Origin of the sequence: Amygdalobacter nucleatus (assembly GCF_029167365.1) — a bacterium.
Taxonomy (GTDB): Bacteria; Bacillota; Clostridia; order Saccharofermentanales; family Fastidiosipilaceae; genus Amygdalobacter; species Amygdalobacter nucleatus.
Window position 1 is genome coordinate 1,130,933 of the sequence record NZ_JARFNM010000001.1, and the last position, 17,658, is coordinate 1,148,590.

The window sequence follows — 17,658 nt, forward strand, 5'->3', positions numbered from 1 at the left end:
AAGCATAACCAGCCCTTAAACTACATTCTAACACTGTTTAAAGCTAAATTGGCAAAAATAATTTCGCTTAAAATAAAAAGTCGATCTTGCCAAAATGCCAAGACCGACTAGTTAAGCTGACTAACAAATCAGTTATGTTAAGTTTTTAGGTAAGTTAATGTTGGCGCTTCTTAGTTACATATAGGCTTGCTAAAGCTAAGATAGTTAAGCCTAATTCACTAACTGAACTTACAAGTTCACCTGTCTTTGCCACTACACCAACCTTGAGCTAAACTTTAGTCGTAGGTACATATGGAATTGGCGATATTTCTGGTGTCGGCAGTGTCGAAGCTTCGGTGGGTGTTTTTGGCATCTTCAGCCAAACAAAGTCAAGATAAACTACCAAACGAAGCCATGGCACTGACAAGCAATGCCATACATCTACGTACTAACATAGCACACCCCTTCTTAAACGTATGCTTCGAACGTAGAGCTTATTCACTACTTGATTATGTTAACGCCATTAAAAAAGAAATACAGTCCGTACAATTTCTAAATTAATTAGCTTTCTTCTTCCTGCGTGACTTAGCTGGGCAAGTATACGACTCATCACCCGTCAAATCAAAAATCTCATATATGGAGCAAGCAAAAGTCTGTGCCAATGTATTAGCAGCTAAAAGAGTTGGCGCAATCTTGCCTGTTTCCAGTTTATTAATCGTAACGCGCGACAAGCCAACTAGTTCGCCTAACTTTTGCTGGGATAAATTTAAGGGCTTCCGCATTTCTGCAATTCGGTTACGCATACCACAATTCCTCTCAAAACAATCTCATTGAAATTTTAGGAAAAAGTTAAATCAAACGTCAATCATAATCAGGAAGCGGACACTTTTATTTTATGGTGATAATTCATCAGCAAATTAAAGCTATTATTAAGTTTACACAAGCAAAATTTATTTTAATTTTCATGAAATAAGCTGGTACTTTTTAGGTTTTTACCAACTGATTTTATGTAATTAGTGACGAGAACATCATTAATCGTAGCTAAAGCTAATTGCCCAGACCTAGCGAACCTAGTGTATAATTCATAGACATAACATTGCTGTCACCTAATATTTGATAGCAAAATTTATTTTTGTGAGGTAACTATGAATAAAGCTGAGAAATTACTTGCGTTACGCAAATTGATGCAAGAGCACAATTTAACTGCTTTCATCGAATTTGCTGGCGATGATCACCAAAGCGAATATTTCGCTGACTATTATCACAGCCTCGAATGGATTTCAGGTTTCAGTGGTGAAAATTCTATTGTCGTTGTCACAGCGAACGAAGCTCTTGTCTGGGCTGATGGTCGTTATTGGATCAGTTGCGCCAAAGAAATTAGTGGTAGCGAATTTAAGATGATGAAAATGGGTTGGCCAAACGTCCCTACAGCCAAAGAATATTTACTCAGCTTACCTGTCGGAAGCCGTATAGGTTTTAACGGTGCTATTTTACCAGCTCAAACTATCTTAGCTTATCAACCAGATTTTGCTGAACACAAATTTGAATTGGTTGATGTCGATCTAATCGGTCAATTGTGGCAAGATCGTCCAGCTCTTCCAAGTGATCAAGCTTGGTTCCATGAACTTAAATATACTGGCCTTTCAGCTAGTGAAAAATTAGCTGACTTTAGAAAACGTCTTTCAGCTAAATATGCTGACCATTCTGTCATTTCTTCCCTAGACGATATTTGCTGGCTCTTTAACATCCGTGCTAACGATATTCCATCCTGCCCTGTCTTGATCAGCTTCGCTTTGATCACACCAGATGCTGCTTATCTCTACTGCGATAGTAAGAAAATTAGCGCTGAACTTGAGAAAATCTTGAACGAACAAGGTATTACCCTCAAGCCTTATGAGCAAATTTACACAGATATTAAGCACTTACCAAAGACTGCTCGTGTTTACTTCGAAAGCAAGATGGTCAACTATCGCATTTATCAAATATTGAGCAAGAACTACAAAATAATCGATGGTATCAATATCTCAACTTACCAAAAAGCGGTTAAGAATGAAACAGAAATTGCTAACTTAAAGGGTATCTTCCTCCAAGATTCAGCTGCCATCTGTAAGTTCATGCATTGGTTGGATACACATATTGGCAAAGAAGAAATCAAAGAACTTGATTGTGCTGATAAGCTCCTTGAATTTAGACAGGAACAGCCAGGTTTCATCGAACCAAGTTTCGACACTATCCCTGCCTACCAATCAAATGCTGCTATGTTACACTATCATGCTACACCTGAAAATCAGGCAACTTTAGAGAATCATGGTTTCTTCCTGCACGATTCAGGCGGTCAATATTACGGCGGTACAACTGATATTACACGTACCCAGGCTGTTGGTCCTTTGACAGAGGAAGAAATTTTCGACTATACACAGGTTGTTAAAGGCTGCGTGGACACAATGAGTGCTCACTTCTTACGTGGCACAACTGGTATTAGCTTGGACGGTATCACCCGTTATCCAATGTGGCAGACAGGCACTGACTACAAGTCAGGTACAGGCCATGGTGTTGGCTATTGCTTGAACGTGCATGAAGGCCCACAATCTATCTCCACTAGGGGTTCAGGTGTTGCTATGCAGCTTGGTATGTTGACAACTGTTGAGCCGGGCGTATACAAGGCAGACAAGCACGGTATTCGTATTGAAAATGATGTCTTAACCGTTAAAGACAAGCAGAATGAGCATGGTGAATTCTATAAGTTTGAAATTGTTTCATTCGTGCCTTTTGAGTTAAGAGCTATTGACAAGCAATATTTGACCGAAGCTGAGATTAACTGGTTGAATAATTACCATCAAGCTTGCTACGAGAAAATCTCCCCATTCTTAAATGAAGAAGAGAAAAAATGGTTGCGTAACGCTACACGTGCAATCTAGTTATTGTCCAACTTATAACTTAACACAAGACAGCCACCTTTTTAGGTGGCTGTTTTTTTACAAATTCATACAAATGGTTGAGTGAAGTTGGCTCCTAATGCTAATGGCCTATCTTAAAAGTATAAAAGCTTAAACTTGCAGCTTTTTTTGTTTTATCTGCTCTCTCACAGTTATTTGTATAACGCACGCAGAAAGTATCATCACTTCTTTGTAATTCATGCAAAGATACGCCCTCTAAATCTGCATCTAAGATAAGTTGACATGTTTGCGTTGTTAAATCATAAAGATAAATACTATTAGTCTGTATTGCTAACAGCTTATTGCCAACAAGCTCATAGTCGCTAAAATAATTACGCTTTTTGCTTTCATTAGCATCTATACTTGCAGCTTTAATATTAAGCAATTTGCCATTCACATAATCTAGAGCGTATAGATGATCTTTGAAATCTCGACTCTCTGCATATACAAGATACTGCTCATTAAAAACTGGATTTATTATCGGACTTGGTAGAAGCACTTTAAGCTGCTTCGTTTTTTTAGTTTGCACATTTAGCTCACTTGCTTCAACAATTAAACCACTATTATTTGCAACTTTTAGCTTCGTTTGCGGCTTTGTTTGCCAAGTGAATTTTAATCCATCACTTGAAATTTGCTGAATATCTTTAGCTTCTTTTACTTCCTTAAATTTTGTATTGACAACATCATAGACAAAGGAGTGCTTATCTTTGCCAGAAAAATCCTCCACGCTAAGAATCAACTTCGCATTTCTCGCTTCTACTGAAAAACTATATTGGCTAAATTTCTGAAGTTCTTTTTCTAAAATTCGTTTTACTTCGTGCGTGCGTAAATCAAGCAAATTAAACTGCCAATTAGCTAATCTCCCATCATGGTTGAGATAATTATCTTTGTAGTCGACAAAGAACAAATAATCGCCCACTACCTGTAAATCGCTAATTTCTTTATAATCTGCATTACTAAAGCGAAAAATCTCTTTTTCTTCTTCGGTGCTTAAATTATAAGCTCGGATACTTGTCTGATATTCTTTGATAAATTTAGGCACTTTGCCACTATTTGTCTGGTCAATAAACAAATGCGCATAATCCAAAACGTAAAAAACACTATCTTTAGATAAAGCAAATCCAGCTACATTCGCCTTTTTAGGCATTTTTAGCTGCTTATTTTGCATTACAATATCTTGTTTAAGTTGCTTTGAGCTTGCAAACTCAGCACTTGTTAGATAATCAGCTTTGAGAAAGTCCAGTTTTGAACTAGCATTACAAGCTGTTAATAAACTCAAAATACAGATGATAGATAAGAGGCGCTTCATGCTTAATACCCCGTCTTTTATAAAGGACACTATAGCCCTTTAGATTGTTATATAGTGTCCCAGTATACTTCTACTTATATATTTTAATGTTATCTAGCCATAAATAAGGTATCGACCAAATCTTGCGCTTATTAGATCTGTATGCTTCATCAATACTAACAGTTCATAAATTCCTACAATAAATTTATTCAGAGTTTCCTCTATTGATTACGATAATACTACATTTTTCTATTTTGTCAACAAATATTAAGCTATTAGTGCTATTTTTTATAGCAGTTTAACGATAGCAAATACAATTATCCTAAAAAATGCTTAAATTACAAAACTCCTTACGAATTCTATTTCAATACTTCGTTGCACTTGACTTGACAATTCAAGGCTGAAAGGGTCATCTTATCTTTCCTTTTTTACACCAACTTTAGATTACACTATCCTTGTGTATGCCCCGTCAAAATTAAAAAAAGTGGCTCTAACTTAATAGAACCACCTTAAACTAAATTGCTATTTACTAATATAGCTATTAAAGCTTAGTTATTATCATCTTGCTTCAATTGTTTCTTCTTACAAAGCGCCGCTAAACCTGCAATCACTAAAACTAACAAGGCCGCAGTGTTAGTATTTGCTTTTGACTCACCTGTTTTAACGACCTGTCCACGCTTAGGCTGCAATGGAGCTGGCTCTGTACTAGGTTCATATGTTGGCTTAGGCTCTGGCTTTTGTTTTGGCTCTGGGATAACTACAGATGAACCAACAGCAACTGTGTATTGAATGGTCTTGTCATCACCCTTAGCCTGCGCAAAGTCTTTGCCAGCTTCTATTTGCTCGGCAACCCAACGATAATTAAATGTTTGCGTCTTGTTTCCAGCTGTAGCTGTACCAGTAAAAGTACCTACAACTTCGCCTTTTACCGTAAGATTACCTGTAGCTGTCAGACCCACTTTGATATTAGGTACTTTTAAGTCCAAGGTAAATGGAACTGATTGAACATCAGTATACAAAGCAGAGAATGTAGTGTAGCTTTTCTTCAACGTCATTTTGACGCTGATTTTTTTGCCTTCAACCTTAACATCACCATTTTTGATTTCAAATAAATTATTGTCAGTTAATGTGGCTGTAGCTGTTTCTGGCAATGTTAAACCTTCTGGCAGCGTTAAGGTTGCTGTAAATTCGCTCTTAATACCCTTAGTTGTGATGGTATCTGACTCGTTATTGTTATTATTATCAAACTCATCTTTCAAGGCTTTGATTTGATTCTTAATACTACTTACATCAAGTCGGCCAGTATATTCAAGCAATTCGCCATTTTTCACCTTATGTAACGCATCATGGCCTGTGTCTTCACCTATCAGAATATCGCCACCCAAAGTAAAGCAATTTGGCACTTGCAACGTTAACTGAATCGTCTTGTTATCATTTGCAGCTTGTTTGCAGTCTTTACCACTCTCAGTCTGCTCTGCTGTCCATTGATAATTAAAGACTTTTTCTTTAGTTCCAGCTGTAGCTGTACCAACAAAGGTACCAATAACTTCGCCTTTTACCGTGAGATTACCGGCAGCTGTATCTGCCACTTTAATATTTGGCACTTCTAAGTCTAAAGTATCGCTAACACTAGTTACATCCTTAAATAAATCAGAGAATGTAGTGTAGCTTTTCTTCAACGTCATTTTGACGCTGATTTTTTTGCCTTCAACCTTAACATCACCATTTTTGATTTCAAATAAATTATTGTCAGTTAACGTGGCTCTAGCTGTTTCTGGCAATGTTAAACCTTCTGGCAGCGTTAAGGTTGCTGTAAATTCGCTCTTAATATCCTTAGTTGTGATGGTATCTGAGCTGTTATTGTTATTCTTGTCAAACTCTTCTTTCAAGAGTTTAATTTTATCCTTAATTGAAGAAACATTTAATTTGCCTTCAAAGGTTAAATTATCACCTGCACTTACAGAATAAGGAGCAGAATGTACAGTGTCATATGCCTCGTTACCCTTCTTCACTAATAAGTCGCCACCCAAAGTAAGTTCTGTTGGCTTCGAAACAATAAAGGTGTATTGGATAGAATTATCTGTTGCAGCATCATCTTTACCATCTTTTGTTTGCTTACCTTTCCAAGTAAAGCTAAACCTCTTACGAGTATCTCCGAATTTAGCTACGGCTGAGAAATTACCAGTCACATCACCTGTTGCTGTTAATTTCTGCCCATCTTTCAACTTGTCAAAGTCTTTCAATTTCAAGCCATTAACAGTTAACGTAATGAGGCTAGGTGCAACTGTTGCTGCGCCTGTTGAGTTGACAGCAGCTTTTAGTTTTTGATAGTTTGTCATGCCAGCTTTTAATTTGAAAGTAACAATGACTTTTTGGCCCTTTACTTCTGTTTTACCAAGTTCAAAGCAATCGCCAAGGCCGTTTGCAACAACCTGCGGATTTTTAGGGATTTCAATTTCATTAGGTAAAGTCAATTTAGCTGTAAAAGTCGACTTTGCGCCAGTTAAAGTGATTTTAGCAAAGTCGTTCTCTTGTTTATTAAATATAAGTTCGATGCCAGACATTTGTTGTTTAATAGAAGCTACATTAACAGCACCTGTTAAGCTAAATTCTTTGTCTTTATAAACAGGCTGTGCCTTAGTTGTCTTAGCAGCATCAGCACCATACATGTCTGAATCGAGCGATATGTTTTCCACTGACTTGGTTTCAGTATTTGAATCAACTTTCCATGCCAAGTAATAAGTGGTGTCAGCTATAATTTTAGGATTTTTTCCTTTAAGTGTAAGACCAAAGAATGAACTTGTGTAGTCATCAAATCTTATACTGCCATGGCCTGCTTCTTCATTTTTATAGAAGTAATCTGTATTCGCTAAAACAAAGCCTGTCTTAGTTGCATTTGTATCTGGTTTTAGTTGATTGTGGTCTAATGTTCCGAGCAAATCAAACAAGTTGTCATTATACTTTGCCTTTTTATTTAATACAGCAACATCGCCATCATTAGCATCCTTCTCAAGGGTAAAAACATCTTTATTTTGTTTAAAGACAGAATCAGCACTGAATGTTCCGCCATTAGCTGAGAACTTAACTGTATATTCGCTATCTGTATATTTCGCATAAAGATCAATTTGTGTTTTGCCTTCTGCAAAGGTGACTTTGTCGCCTGCTTTATATTCAGCACCTGTTCCGTCTGGGTTGCTTGTCCAGCCTGTAAACTGTTTGCCTTCCACTTTGAAATCAGCTTGTGCTTTTACTATCTCATCAAAGGCCAAAACTTCTGCCTCTGTATCCTCTTTCTTTTTGGAAGCAATATAATTCTTACCTTGCCCGTTGTGGTAAATTACAGTTTTAGCTTCCCACTTAGCATAAGCTTCAGTATCTGTCGTCAATTTCTCGTCCCAGCTGAATTCCTTTTCTTCACCAGAAGCTGTTTTATAGAACCAGCCTAAAAAATTTACGCCATTTTTGTCGGTTGGATCTCCTACTTCTGTATTTCCAGCAACATCATCTAACTTATAGCCACGAATAGTTTTAAGTATTTTATCTGCAGTTGTTTTATCTGAGAAGCTTGCATCATTGTTATTTAATTTAAAGGTGACTTTGGCTGCTGGAGTCCAAACATATTTATTGCCATCATCAGAAGCATTTTTGACTGAATATTCATAAGCTTGTCCATTTTTATTGATTGGGTTAAGCTTTTCAACACTGTTATCATTTAATTTGAACCAAGTAAGTTTTTCGTTGCCGTTCTCTTCGCCATTCACTGGTATAGCTTTACCACTATGATAATTTGGAGAATAGAAAACTTTGTGCGAACCACCAGTAACGATATAATTCGTTCCAGTTTGACCAAGACCATTATCAGAGTCTGCTTTCATTGGCGTATTAACAACAGAGTCAGCACCAAAGACTATTTTGGTATTATCATTATCTTGTGCACCAAATAGTGAACCGCTATGTCCATCGCCTTCAATATAACCACCATTAAAAGTAGCTATTCCTTCATTAGCATTTAAGCCGCCATTACCGTTATTTTTGACAATAATCTTCGCACCATTTTCAACTAGAACTTTGTTGCCATAACCAAAGGTAATACCTTTAGCACGCCAATGAGTATTAAAATTTTTCACTTCAAAAATCGAATTGTTCGTAAAATGGAATGTACCATTAGTCCATGAATTTTCAAAATAAGCACCTGTCTGGTAATTCACACCTTTACCATCAATTGTGAACTTAGAATTGTCCATGTATAATGGGCCCTTAAAATATACAGGCAATCTACACAAATTAATTTCAGAATTAATTACTTTAAAGCCATTCCACTCATATAATTGCCATTTTTTGCCCTCATACTTTTGATTCATTGTCGCATTTTTAAATTCACTATCAGCACTGTTAAATTCAAAGTAGCCATTCTTGATATTCATCTTCAGTTTATCTTTACTTGTGCCAACAATATTGCCACTTGTTACAAAAGCAAAACCGTTTTCAGCAAATTCGAAAACATAATCACCATCATTGATTTCAGCGCCTTTTTTAACATTAATGGCTGTATTATAGCCTGACATAGTCAACTTTTTACCATCAGCTACAGTTAAGTGACTTCCTTCAGCAAGATCAATACCTGTGCCCGTACCTGTCATGGTCACATCATTCAAGAATTTCAATGTAACCTTTTTATTAACGCTAATATTGCTTTCACTCAAATTAACAACATTTAGTGTGCCAGCTTCGGCTAGTATTTCCAAAGCTTTATTAAAAGTTTTAACCGGCTTATCTGGTGAACCTGCGTTAATATCATCGCCATTTACACTATCCAAATAAATTTCATTAGCATTAACAGTTGCACGATCCTCGAAATTGCTAGGAGCTTCGGCAGGAACAGCATTATCAGCTGGTGTGTCTACCTTAACAGGCTCTCCTGCAGCATCAGGTGTGGGAGCTGCGTTGGAATTAGGTTCTGCAGCTGATGTAGATGATTCATTAGAAGTAGCTTCATCAACAGTATTAGCATCTGTGGCCTGAATAAACTTAGCAGGCAACAAGCCAAGCATCATCACCATTGCTAATAATAGGCATAAAAATTTACTTTTGAATACTTTTGTTTTCATTTTTTCTCTCCATTAAATTTTGCTAAAAAAACACAAAAAAAAGACAGCACCATACACCTAACCATAAAGTATATCGTGCCGCCAATTGTAAAATTCTAAGTAAAAACAGGCAGTATTAGTCTGTCTGTCTGTCTGTCTGTCTGTCTGTCTGTCTGTCTGTCTGTCTCAAGAATTGTCTATGTAATTTCATAGCTTGTCAACTTTCTTACTTTTCTTAAATGATTATATCTGATAAATTTGCCGTTACGGTAATTTTAAAGCTTGATTTTTTCAATTAATTTACAATAACGGTCCAAGTGGCCTTAAAGCAACGCCCAAAAGCTTATCTTTGAGTGGCAGATTCTGACAAAATGCCAAATTTATCTTACGACATTTCGGCCGTGTTGCCTGAAAATCCAGGAGAATATCTTTGGCCAGCTTACGGTCATAAACAAGCACCGCATTTTCAAAATTCAAATACATACTACGATAATCCAAATTAACCGTACCAACGATTGAGAGACAATCATCAATCAGCATCACTTTGGAATGAATGAAACCAGGCAAGTATTCATAGAGCATGATGCCAGCTTGTAGAAGTTGCGGATAAATCGATCTAGCCAAAATCTGCATAATGCGTTTATCGGCAATAGATGGTAAATAAATCTCAATCTTTACGCCTCTTGTAGTAGCTACTGTCAACGCCCTCAACAACTCATCACTCAAGATCAAATAAGGCGTCATAATCTTTATTTGTGCTTTTGCCACATATATAGACTGCAAAAACACGTTTTCAGAAATAGAGTTCATAACACTGGGCGCATCAGCATAAGGAATAAGCAAATTACGTAGATTATTCGGTGAAAAATCCTCAGGCATAGACTGCACTGTAACCAAATCATGCCCTACGCCGCCTTGTTCAATAGCCAATTCATGCTGCGACCAGGGCAAGTCGTTCTGCCGATCCAAATTTTTGGTCGAAAGCTTACTTAACGGCTTTTGACTATTAAGCTTATCATCAGTTAAATTCTCTGTCTCAGCTTTAGCTTTCCGTTTGACTTTGGCTTTGGCTAATTGCCAAGTCTGACGTAACTTATTCCGCGCCTGACTAGCCTTATTGGGCTTTTTCTTAAGCAACGTTACATCATAAGCTTGCACATTAAGTGGTAATTCTAAATCACGCTGACTCAAGTTAAAGGCCGCTGCTTCTGGATTCAACAAACTTGCTAAGTCCAAATCATCTTCTTTGTCAGGGTTATAACTAGCTGTGAAATTAGCTAAGAAGAAAGCCTGCATACGCATCGCAGCTTCACCCTCCACCCGAATTGCCGCATCTTTCCAATGGCCATAAGGTGCGGCTTGGTTGATGTATTCATCAGCAATATTTAAGCCGCCAGTAAAAGCTATCTCACCATCGACAATTAACAGCTTGCGATGATCACGATGGTTATGATCCATCGTAAGCTGGCCATTAATCGGCATGAAAACAGCTGTTTTAGCCCCAGCATTTCTTAATGTTTGCGCTAAATCGAAATTCAACAACAAATCACAAGCACCATCGTATAAGAAATAGACCTCAACACCAGCTTGCAATTTAGCCGACAAAATCTCCAAAAGCTCGTCAAGCATCTGACCATTTTTAATAATATAGAACTCAATACAGATATGCTTCTTAGCTTGTAAAAGCGCTGCTTTCATATCAGGCCAAGCATAATCGCCTAAACTATAATATTTGACCTTCTGATTCGGATAAATGCGGCTTCCACTGTGGCGAAAGATAAGCGCAGCAATATTATAAAAATTGGCTAAGCCCTGTGCTTGTAACAAAGATTTCCACTCTGCCATCAAGCGCCGGCCCCGCATAGTGAAATACTTAACGAAAATTTGCTCCTTACTAAAAGTGCGTGCTAACAAAGTGCGTTTTTGCATAAAGCTGCCATTAATAAACAGATAGAAAAGCCATGTGAATAAAGGCGCAAGCGCAGCTCCTAACAGCCAACAAAATTTGGAAGCTGTCGTAATGTGTTGCACCATAATAAACCAGGCAAAAGCAACAAAGGACACAAAACTAGCTATACTGACGAAATTAAAAATATTCGTCTGCACGGTGTAAAAGAGCAACACAAACAAAACAAATTGCATGCAAAGCAAGCTCAGGAACCAATAGATTCGCCTCGACTGCACCCTAGCTATAAAACTCTTACTTACTTTCTTGTTCTCTTTTCTAGTTTGTTCATAAAGCTTTTCACTCATGCCTAACTCCTAATGCCAAAGCTGTTTAATGTTCCTAAGCTCATTGACCCCAACCAAAAATGCAAACAAATAATAAGTTGCATAAGCCACAAGGCCACGCGCGCCTAGATAGGCTAAATTAACTAATTTATGCCTAAACATTAATGGAGCTAAATAATAATGATCTAAAACTAAATATACAGTTAATGCCATCAAAGCTACCCAGTTCTGCCACAAGAAGAAAGCAAATTTACGCAATTTTTCCTGCTTGAACTTGTGATGGTAAATGCCCTGTAAAATGCAAGCAATCAAAGCGCTTGCCAACAAGAAAGCCAACGACAAGCCAGCTACTTGCCCTGTTTGAGCGGCAAAGTAGCCTAGACCTAAAGTCAATAGCAACGAAATCAAAGCATTCAGAAGCGGCACCACTGTAATACTGTGGGCATAGAAAGCATAGTTATAAATATAGATAATTGATTGGCAAACAATTACTGGCGCATAGAAAGTCAAGATGCCAGCCGCCGACTTCAAAATCTCATAGTAATTGGCTAAATCGCCTGTTGCAAATTTAGGTAACTGATTCTTCCACCAGAAAATACCAACCACAATCTCTTGGCGTAAGCTGAAAAAGATCAATGCCGAAGGCAAGGCAAATAACAACACTAAGCGCAAGGCTTTATTCAACATTTCCCCTGCTTTTACTTGATTATTTTGGCCAATATAAGTGGCTAAAGATGGAAGCATAACTTGGCCGATAGCTACCGTGAACACGCCATAAGGCAACATCCAGACAGTTGTCGCATACCTAAGCGCTGTCGCACTACCAGCTGGCATAGCTTTGGTATAAGCTTGCAAAAAGATATTACTGAATTGCGCAATTGAAGCTGAAAGCATCGTTGGCAAAGCTAACAACAGTAAATGTCTGAAGCCAGGTCTATTAAATTGGCAATTAAATTTAATATTCGGTAACAGCTGTCTTGCTAATAAAAGCTGCCAAATAAAGTAAACAAAGGCACTCAAGCTTATGCCCACCGCTACATGTAACAAAGCCTGCTCATTGGCCCGTCCTAACACAATCAAGCTCACGCAAACCAACGAGTTATAAAGAGCTGGTCCTAAAGCCGTGCGCGTGAATAATTTGTGGGCGTTGAGAATGCCAATTGTCAGCGCTGCACCCATCATGAAGAAAGTTTGCGGGAACAAACGCCTTGCAACTTGCACGGTCAAGCTCAAATTAGTTGTCTTACTGATCAAAGCTAAAATTGGATAAGCGGCCACTTCTAAGATGAGCACAGCCAATAACATCAATAAGCTGAAAAAGCTAATAAAGGTGCTGACATCACGCCAAGTCTTACGCTCATCTTGCGTGCCTAAGGCTTTGGCCAAGGTTGGAATCAACGCTGCTTGAATAGAGCCACCAATCAGTAAATCATATATTAAATCCGGAATGAGGAAACCTTGGACATAGGCATCCGTTAATTCAGGTTTTTGTAATACCACGCCATAGAGCACCTCGCGCACCTGGCCCGTAACCTTGCTCAAAAGCAAACCGACAATAACGACTAAAGCCGCTTTTTTGAATGAATTTTTCTTTAATTGCTCACTACTTTGCATCACATTTACCTGAACTAAATATCTGTCTCAATCATAGCACTAAATAAGTCTGAACTTTAAGCGCATTTAGCTAAGATTGCCAAGAGCTCCTCCATTGCCCAAACACAAACGGCTAAACGCACTTTGTTACGCTCTGGCACGAACAATTCTTTATAAGTTCTGACATTAATCTCACCTGTATCTTTGTCACGTCTTGTAATAGCCATATAGACGGTGCCACATGGTTCTTTCTCAGACCAGTTTGCATTCTCAGGGCCGGCAAAGCCGCTCACTGCAATCGCTATATCAGCCGCTTGGACTTGCCTTAAACTGTTTGTCGCCATTTCGCGCACACAATTAGCAGACACAGCTCCGTCTTTAGCCAAAACTTCACTATCTACGTTTAGTAACTGTTGCTTCATCTCATCTAAATAACAAACATATGCGCCTAATAAATAGGCACTGGCCCCTGCAACATCGGCTAAATGGGAAGCTAGCATACCAGCTGTTAAAGATTCAGCCGTTACAATTTTTAATTCACGTTCCGTCAAAATAGAAGCTAACTTTTGACTATATTCTGCCAATTTAATAATCAGCATATCGACGTTAAGTTCACTTACCATAATTAACAATCACCTACTTCTCTGCTCGGTACAATGCTACGTTCATAGATAAAGTTACCATTTTCATAGCGATAAACTTGTATAGCACAGTTCAGAAACTCTGCATTTGTTCCTTCTTTGAATTGACAGGCTTGATAAAAAGCTAAATTGACGCAGCCATGGGCGACAATTAAGATGTTCTCAGCTTCAGTTTTAGCAATTTCTGCAATAGTTGTCAGTACCCGTTTTTCAAATTCAGCATAACTTTCGCCCCCAAACAAGGCATATGTGTCTTTTGGCAAGCGATAGAAAATTTTCGGATCTTGCAAACACTCTCCCTCACCCTCGAACACACCAAAATCCCATTCTTTTAGGCCAGTTAGATAAGTGTAAGGTTGGTCGATCATCGTCTCCAAAGTTTGCCGAGCTCTTAAAGCCCGTGAACAATAAATTTTATCGAACTTAATGCCTTGCTGCTTGAGATAAATTCCAGCTTGTTTAGCCTGTTTAAGCCCAAGTTCTGTTAATTTTGCATCACAAGAGCCTTGAATAATCTTTAACTTATTGAATTGAGTTTGGCCATGCCTAACTAAATATAGATGTTTTACCATTGTACATACTCACTTTCGTTAGGAACAGCATTTAGCTGTTCAGGTGCTAATGTGCAAAAATAAGATTGGTTATACGTTATCTTATCATCGGTAACTGTAAAAGCATGCAAAGAACAAGGCTCAAAATCAGCCTTTCGCAAATTACGCTTAGCTTCGTCTGTATGCTGCAAATAAAAGTTATATATTGCGTGTTGACCGCTAATTAGAAGCAATTTGTCGGCTTGAGCTTCTTTTTTTACGGCAAAGATAGCTTTCTCTAAGCGCTGATTAACTTCACTGGCTGTTTCACCGCCATAGCCATAACGCTTAAAAAAGTCCCCATAATCATCAGCTGGTAATTTGGGTAATAGAAAATTGCGTTGTGCTTCAAAGACGCCAAAATCCCAATCCATTAAATTGTTAATTTCGGCTTTGATTGTTAAGTTAGCTAACTCAGAAGTATAAATTGCCCGCTCCTGTGGTGAAATATAGGCTGTTTTCAAGTCTAAAGTCTGTAAAATATGTTTCAAGCTAGGAATAGGTGCTTCCGCCGTCTTAGCCAATTTAGCATCAGAACGGCCCTGAATTTTGCCCCGTTCGTCAAACTCTGTTTCAACTGGCACCAATAAATAAACTAAAGTCATGTTCTATCTCCACTCAATCAGTCTTCTGTCAATGATAGCAGAAAAAATGGACTTGCTGGGCATCTCTGCTAGCAAGTCCACTATCAACAGCCTAAATAGCTTTACTTCTTCAAGAGGTCACGAATTTCTGTGAGCAACTTAATGTCAGCTGGTGTTTCAGGTACAGCTGGTGCTTCTTCTTTTTGCTTATGTTTTGCCAAACTGATAATTTTAACAAAACTAAAGATGACAACTGCAATGATTAAGAAATTGAAGACGGCTTGGAAAAATGTTCCGATCAAGATCGGTGTGTTACCGATGTTGAATGAAAGGTTAGAAAAGTCGATACCGCCTAAAATAATACCGATGATTGGCATCATAACGCAATCAACTAAAGCCTTAACAATATTAGAGAAAGCAGAACCAATGATAACACCTACTGCCAAATCTATCACATTTCCGCGTGCGATAAACGCCTTAAATTCTTCTAGTAAACTCTTAAATTTTCCCATAGTTCCCCCTAAAAATTAAAACCTACTGTTAAATATTTTTTATACATTAATCATAGCATATTTTTAATATTTTTCTTGTTTTCGGTAACTAATTAGGGCGATAAAAGCTAAAAAAGGCAACCTTACGGCTGCCTTTTTTCAAATTTAACATGCTTAAATCTTATTTAACCATGAGCTTTCTAAACATAGCAATTACTTGCTCCTTAGTAGCTGAACGCGGGTTACCTGGATAGCAAGCATCGTTCAAGGCATCTGTTGCCAATTGCTCCAAGTCTTCCTCTTTGATCTTGTCCAAAGTTGTAGGTACGCCCAAATCAGCTTCCAATTTCTTAACAGCATTGATAGCAGCTTGACGATACTCAGCTTGAGTCATCTCATCAACACCCTCAACACCCAAAGCACGAGCAACTTCTCTCAAACGCTCGCCTGTATATTCGCTATTGAACTCCATAGCAATTGGCAAGAAGAGAGCGCAAGCAATACCGTGTGGTGTGTCATAGTGAGCTGACAATGTGTGTGCCATTGAGTGAGCAATACCCAAACCGACGTTGGAGAAGCCCATACCAGCGATATATTGGCCTAAAGCCATACCAGCCTTAGCTTCCATGTCGCCATCAGCAGCCTTGCGGAAATTGTTGGACAACAAACGAATAGCTTCGAGATGGAACATATCTGTCATTTCCCAAGCAGCCTTGGTTGTATAGCCTTCGATAGCATGTGTCATAGCATCCATACCTGTTGCAACAGCCAAGTTACGAGGCATTGAAGCCATCATCTCAGGATCAACTACAGCCACGATTGGCATATCATGTGGGTCAACGCAAACGAACTTACGTGCCTTTTGGACATCAGTAATAACATAGTTAATTGTAACTTCAGCAGCAGTACCAGCTGTAGTTGGAACAGCAATGATAGGTGCGCAAGGATTCTTAGTTGGTGACAAACCTTCCAAAGAGCGAACATCAGCAAACTCTGGGTTTGTGATAATGATAGCAATAGCCTTAGCTGTATCCATGGATGAACCACCACCGATAGCCAAGATGAAATCAGCTTGACTTGCTTTGAAAGCAGCTACACCGCTCTGTACGTTCTCAACTGTTGGGTTAGCTTTAATATCTGTGTAAACTTCATATGGGAATTTAGCAGCATCAAGTAAATCTGTTACTTTAGTAGCAACTTTGAATTTCACCAAATCATGATCAGTGCAAACGAAAGCCTTCTTAAAGCCATGTTGCTTAATCTCTGTCATAATTTCTTGAATGGCACCCGCGCCATGATAAGAAGTAGCATTAAGTGTAATTTTGTGAACCATAAAAACCCTCCTACAATGAGCTATCCCGTTAATTTAATAAGCTCATCTGATATGCCTGTATCATAACAAGCGTTACCGCAAAATATAAGTTACACTTTTGCCAATTCGTCACAAAATTGCAATTATCCTGAAATTTTCTCTAAAGCGCACATAATTCAATTGATAAATTGAGCAAGCTGTGCAGTTTATCAATTTAAATTTATAACAAACTAGACACCTAACAAATTACCAGTTTGGAAAAGCTTAACTAAAGTTTCTGGTAAAGCAGCTATCATTAAATCGGCTAAATCACTATCGCTCATCTTCATTCCAGCTAACAGCCACTTAACGGTCATATATACAGATGCATAACAATACATCTCCAACAAAAGCAAATCGTTATTACTTAAAACTTGCTCCCTAGTTAGAATCGAAGTGTAAAAGTCCAGAATCATTTGAAAATCGTGCTCTTTCAAACAATTTTGCTCATCGACGCGAAAGGCAGCTGCAAAGAAAATAGCTTCCTGACGGATAAAGGCAAATTTCCTAACTAAGCCCTCCTTAACAGTCTTCCCCTCACGCATAACTTGGAAGGAGGCTGTCAACAAACGATCAAAATACCAATTAACCAATTCATACTTATCAGCGAAATTACGATAAAAGGTTTGGCGGGAAACAGCACAAGTAGCCGCTATTTGCTTAACAGTAATATCATCAAAACTTGTACTGGCCATACATTCTTTCAACGCTGCAGCCAAACGATACTTAATATCTGTTGCCTTGTTCATGACAAACTCCCATCTTTAATATTCCGAATCTCAATACCTTAGGCTCGATAAACAACCAAATCTAGTATGATCATAACACAAGCAAAAGAGAAATACACCCAACATACATTAGGTATAAAAAAGCACCTGCGAGAAAA

General features: G+C 38.2%; 13 protein-coding genes. 1 reads left to right on the forward strand and 12 read right to left on the reverse strand.

Going from position 1 to position 17,658, the window contains the following annotated elements; genetic code table 11:
- Positions 1-154 precede the first annotated feature (154 nt).
- Positions 155-253: an LPXTG cell wall anchor domain-containing protein gene (locus PYS62_RS05110; RefSeq protein ID WP_156422933.1), complete on the reverse strand. Its 99-nt coding sequence runs from the start codon at positions 251-253 to the stop codon at positions 155-157.
- A 283-nt stretch (positions 254-536) separates the two neighbouring features.
- The gene (locus tag PYS62_RS05115; RefSeq protein ID WP_066712535.1) at positions 537-782 is read right to left on the reverse strand and encodes a helix-turn-helix transcriptional regulator; all 246 of its coding nucleotides are present in this window, start codon (positions 780-782) and stop codon (positions 537-539) included.
- A 342-nt stretch (positions 783-1,124) separates the two neighbouring features.
- On the opposite strand from PYS62_RS05115, the gene PYS62_RS05120 reads away from it, so the two are divergent.
- The gene (locus PYS62_RS05120) at positions 1,125-2,897 is read left to right on the forward strand and encodes an aminopeptidase P family protein (RefSeq protein WP_315573927.1); all 1,773 of its coding nucleotides are present in this window, start codon (positions 1,125-1,127) and stop codon (positions 2,895-2,897) included.
- Positions 2,898-2,997: 100 nt separating this feature from the next.
- Here PYS62_RS05120 and PYS62_RS05125 read toward each other — a convergent pair whose 3' ends face one another.
- The 10 genes from PYS62_RS05125 to PYS62_RS05170 all read right to left on the reverse strand — a co-directional run bounded on the left by PYS62_RS05125 (position 2,998) and on the right by PYS62_RS05170 (position 17,521).
- Positions 2,998-4,224, reverse strand: coding sequence for a hypothetical protein (locus tag PYS62_RS05125; RefSeq protein ID WP_066712540.1), 1,227 nt, complete (start codon positions 4,222-4,224; stop codon positions 2,998-3,000).
- Between the two features lie 527 nt (positions 4,225-4,751).
- Positions 4,752-9,311, reverse strand: a complete 4,560-nt coding sequence (locus PYS62_RS05130; protein WP_315574167.1) for an InlB B-repeat-containing protein — start codon at positions 9,309-9,311, stop codon at positions 4,752-4,754.
- 279 nt (positions 9,312-9,590) lie between these two features.
- Entirely contained in the window at positions 9,591-11,543 is a 1,953-nt protein-coding gene (locus PYS62_RS05135) for a phospholipase D-like domain-containing protein (protein ID WP_066712546.1), read from the reverse strand.
- Between the two features lie 9 nt (positions 11,544-11,552).
- Positions 11,553-13,136 (reverse strand): murein biosynthesis integral membrane protein MurJ, encoded by a 1,584-nt coding sequence (gene murJ, locus PYS62_RS05140; protein ID WP_066712549.1) that lies wholly within the window; start codon positions 13,134-13,136, stop codon positions 11,553-11,555.
- A 56-nt stretch (positions 13,137-13,192) separates the two neighbouring features.
- Positions 13,193-13,738 (reverse strand): CinA family protein, encoded by a 546-nt coding sequence (locus PYS62_RS05145; protein ID WP_156422934.1) that lies wholly within the window; start codon positions 13,736-13,738, stop codon positions 13,193-13,195.
- 2 nt (positions 13,739-13,740) lie between these two features.
- Complete coding sequence (locus PYS62_RS05150) at positions 13,741-14,328, reverse strand: histidine phosphatase family protein (RefSeq protein WP_066712555.1); 588 nt, start codon at positions 14,326-14,328, stop codon at positions 13,741-13,743.
- Positions 14,322-14,951 (reverse strand): histidine phosphatase family protein, encoded by a 630-nt coding sequence (locus PYS62_RS05155; RefSeq protein ID WP_066712558.1) that lies wholly within the window; start codon positions 14,949-14,951, stop codon positions 14,322-14,324. Before PYS62_RS05155 ends, PYS62_RS05150 begins: the two co-directional genes overlap by 7 nt.
- 101 nt (positions 14,952-15,052) lie before the next feature.
- Positions 15,053-15,442, reverse strand: coding sequence for a large conductance mechanosensitive channel protein MscL (mscL, locus tag PYS62_RS05160; RefSeq protein WP_066712560.1), 390 nt, complete (start codon positions 15,440-15,442; stop codon positions 15,053-15,055).
- A gap of 160 nt (positions 15,443-15,602) precedes the next feature.
- Complete coding sequence (fucO, locus tag PYS62_RS05165; protein WP_066712562.1) at positions 15,603-16,754, reverse strand: lactaldehyde reductase; 1,152 nt, start codon at positions 16,752-16,754, stop codon at positions 15,603-15,605.
- A 209-nt stretch (positions 16,755-16,963) separates the two neighbouring features.
- On the reverse strand, positions 16,964-17,521 hold the full coding sequence (locus tag PYS62_RS05170; protein WP_066712565.1) for a TetR/AcrR family transcriptional regulator C-terminal domain-containing protein: 558 nt from the start codon (positions 17,519-17,521) through the stop codon (positions 16,964-16,966).
- Between the last annotated feature and the right edge of the window lie 137 nt (positions 17,522-17,658).

Excerpts from the sequence above, each read along its gene's own strand:
- PYS62_RS05115 (WP_066712535.1), bottom strand. The coding sequence starts at position 782 with ATGCGTAACCGAATTGCAGAAATGCGGAAGCCCTTAAATTTATCCCAG.
- PYS62_RS05120 (WP_315573927.1), top strand. The coding sequence starts at position 1,125 with ATGAATAAAGCTGAGAAATTACTTGCGTTACGCAAATTGATGCAAGAG.
- PYS62_RS05125 (WP_066712540.1), bottom strand. The coding sequence starts at position 4,224 with ATGAAGCGCCTCTTATCTATCATCTGTATTTTGAGTTTATTAACAGCT.
- PYS62_RS05130 (WP_315574167.1), bottom strand. The coding sequence starts at position 9,311 with ATGAAAACAAAAGTATTCAAAAGTAAATTTTTATGCCTATTATTAGCA.
- PYS62_RS05135 (WP_066712546.1), bottom strand. The coding sequence starts at position 11,543 with ATGAGTGAAAAGCTTTATGAACAAACTAGAAAAGAGAACAAGAAAGTA.
- murJ (WP_066712549.1), bottom strand. The coding sequence starts at position 13,136 with ATGCAAAGTAGTGAGCAATTAAAGAAAAATTCATTCAAAAAAGCGGCT.
- PYS62_RS05145 (WP_156422934.1), bottom strand. The coding sequence starts at position 13,738 with ATGGTAAGTGAACTTAACGTCGATATGCTGATTATTAAATTGGCAGAA.
- PYS62_RS05150 (WP_066712555.1), bottom strand. The coding sequence starts at position 14,328 with ATGGTAAAACATCTATATTTAGTTAGGCATGGCCAAACTCAATTCAAT.
- PYS62_RS05155 (WP_066712558.1), bottom strand. The coding sequence starts at position 14,951 with ATGACTTTAGTTTATTTATTGGTGCCAGTTGAAACAGAGTTTGACGAA.
- mscL (WP_066712560.1), bottom strand. The coding sequence starts at position 15,442 with ATGGGAAAATTTAAGAGTTTACTAGAAGAATTTAAGGCGTTTATCGCA.
- fucO (WP_066712562.1), bottom strand. The coding sequence starts at position 16,754 with ATGGTTCACAAAATTACACTTAATGCTACTTCTTATCATGGCGCGGGT.
- PYS62_RS05170 (WP_066712565.1), bottom strand. The coding sequence starts at position 17,521 with ATGAACAAGGCAACAGATATTAAGTATCGTTTGGCTGCAGCGTTGAAA.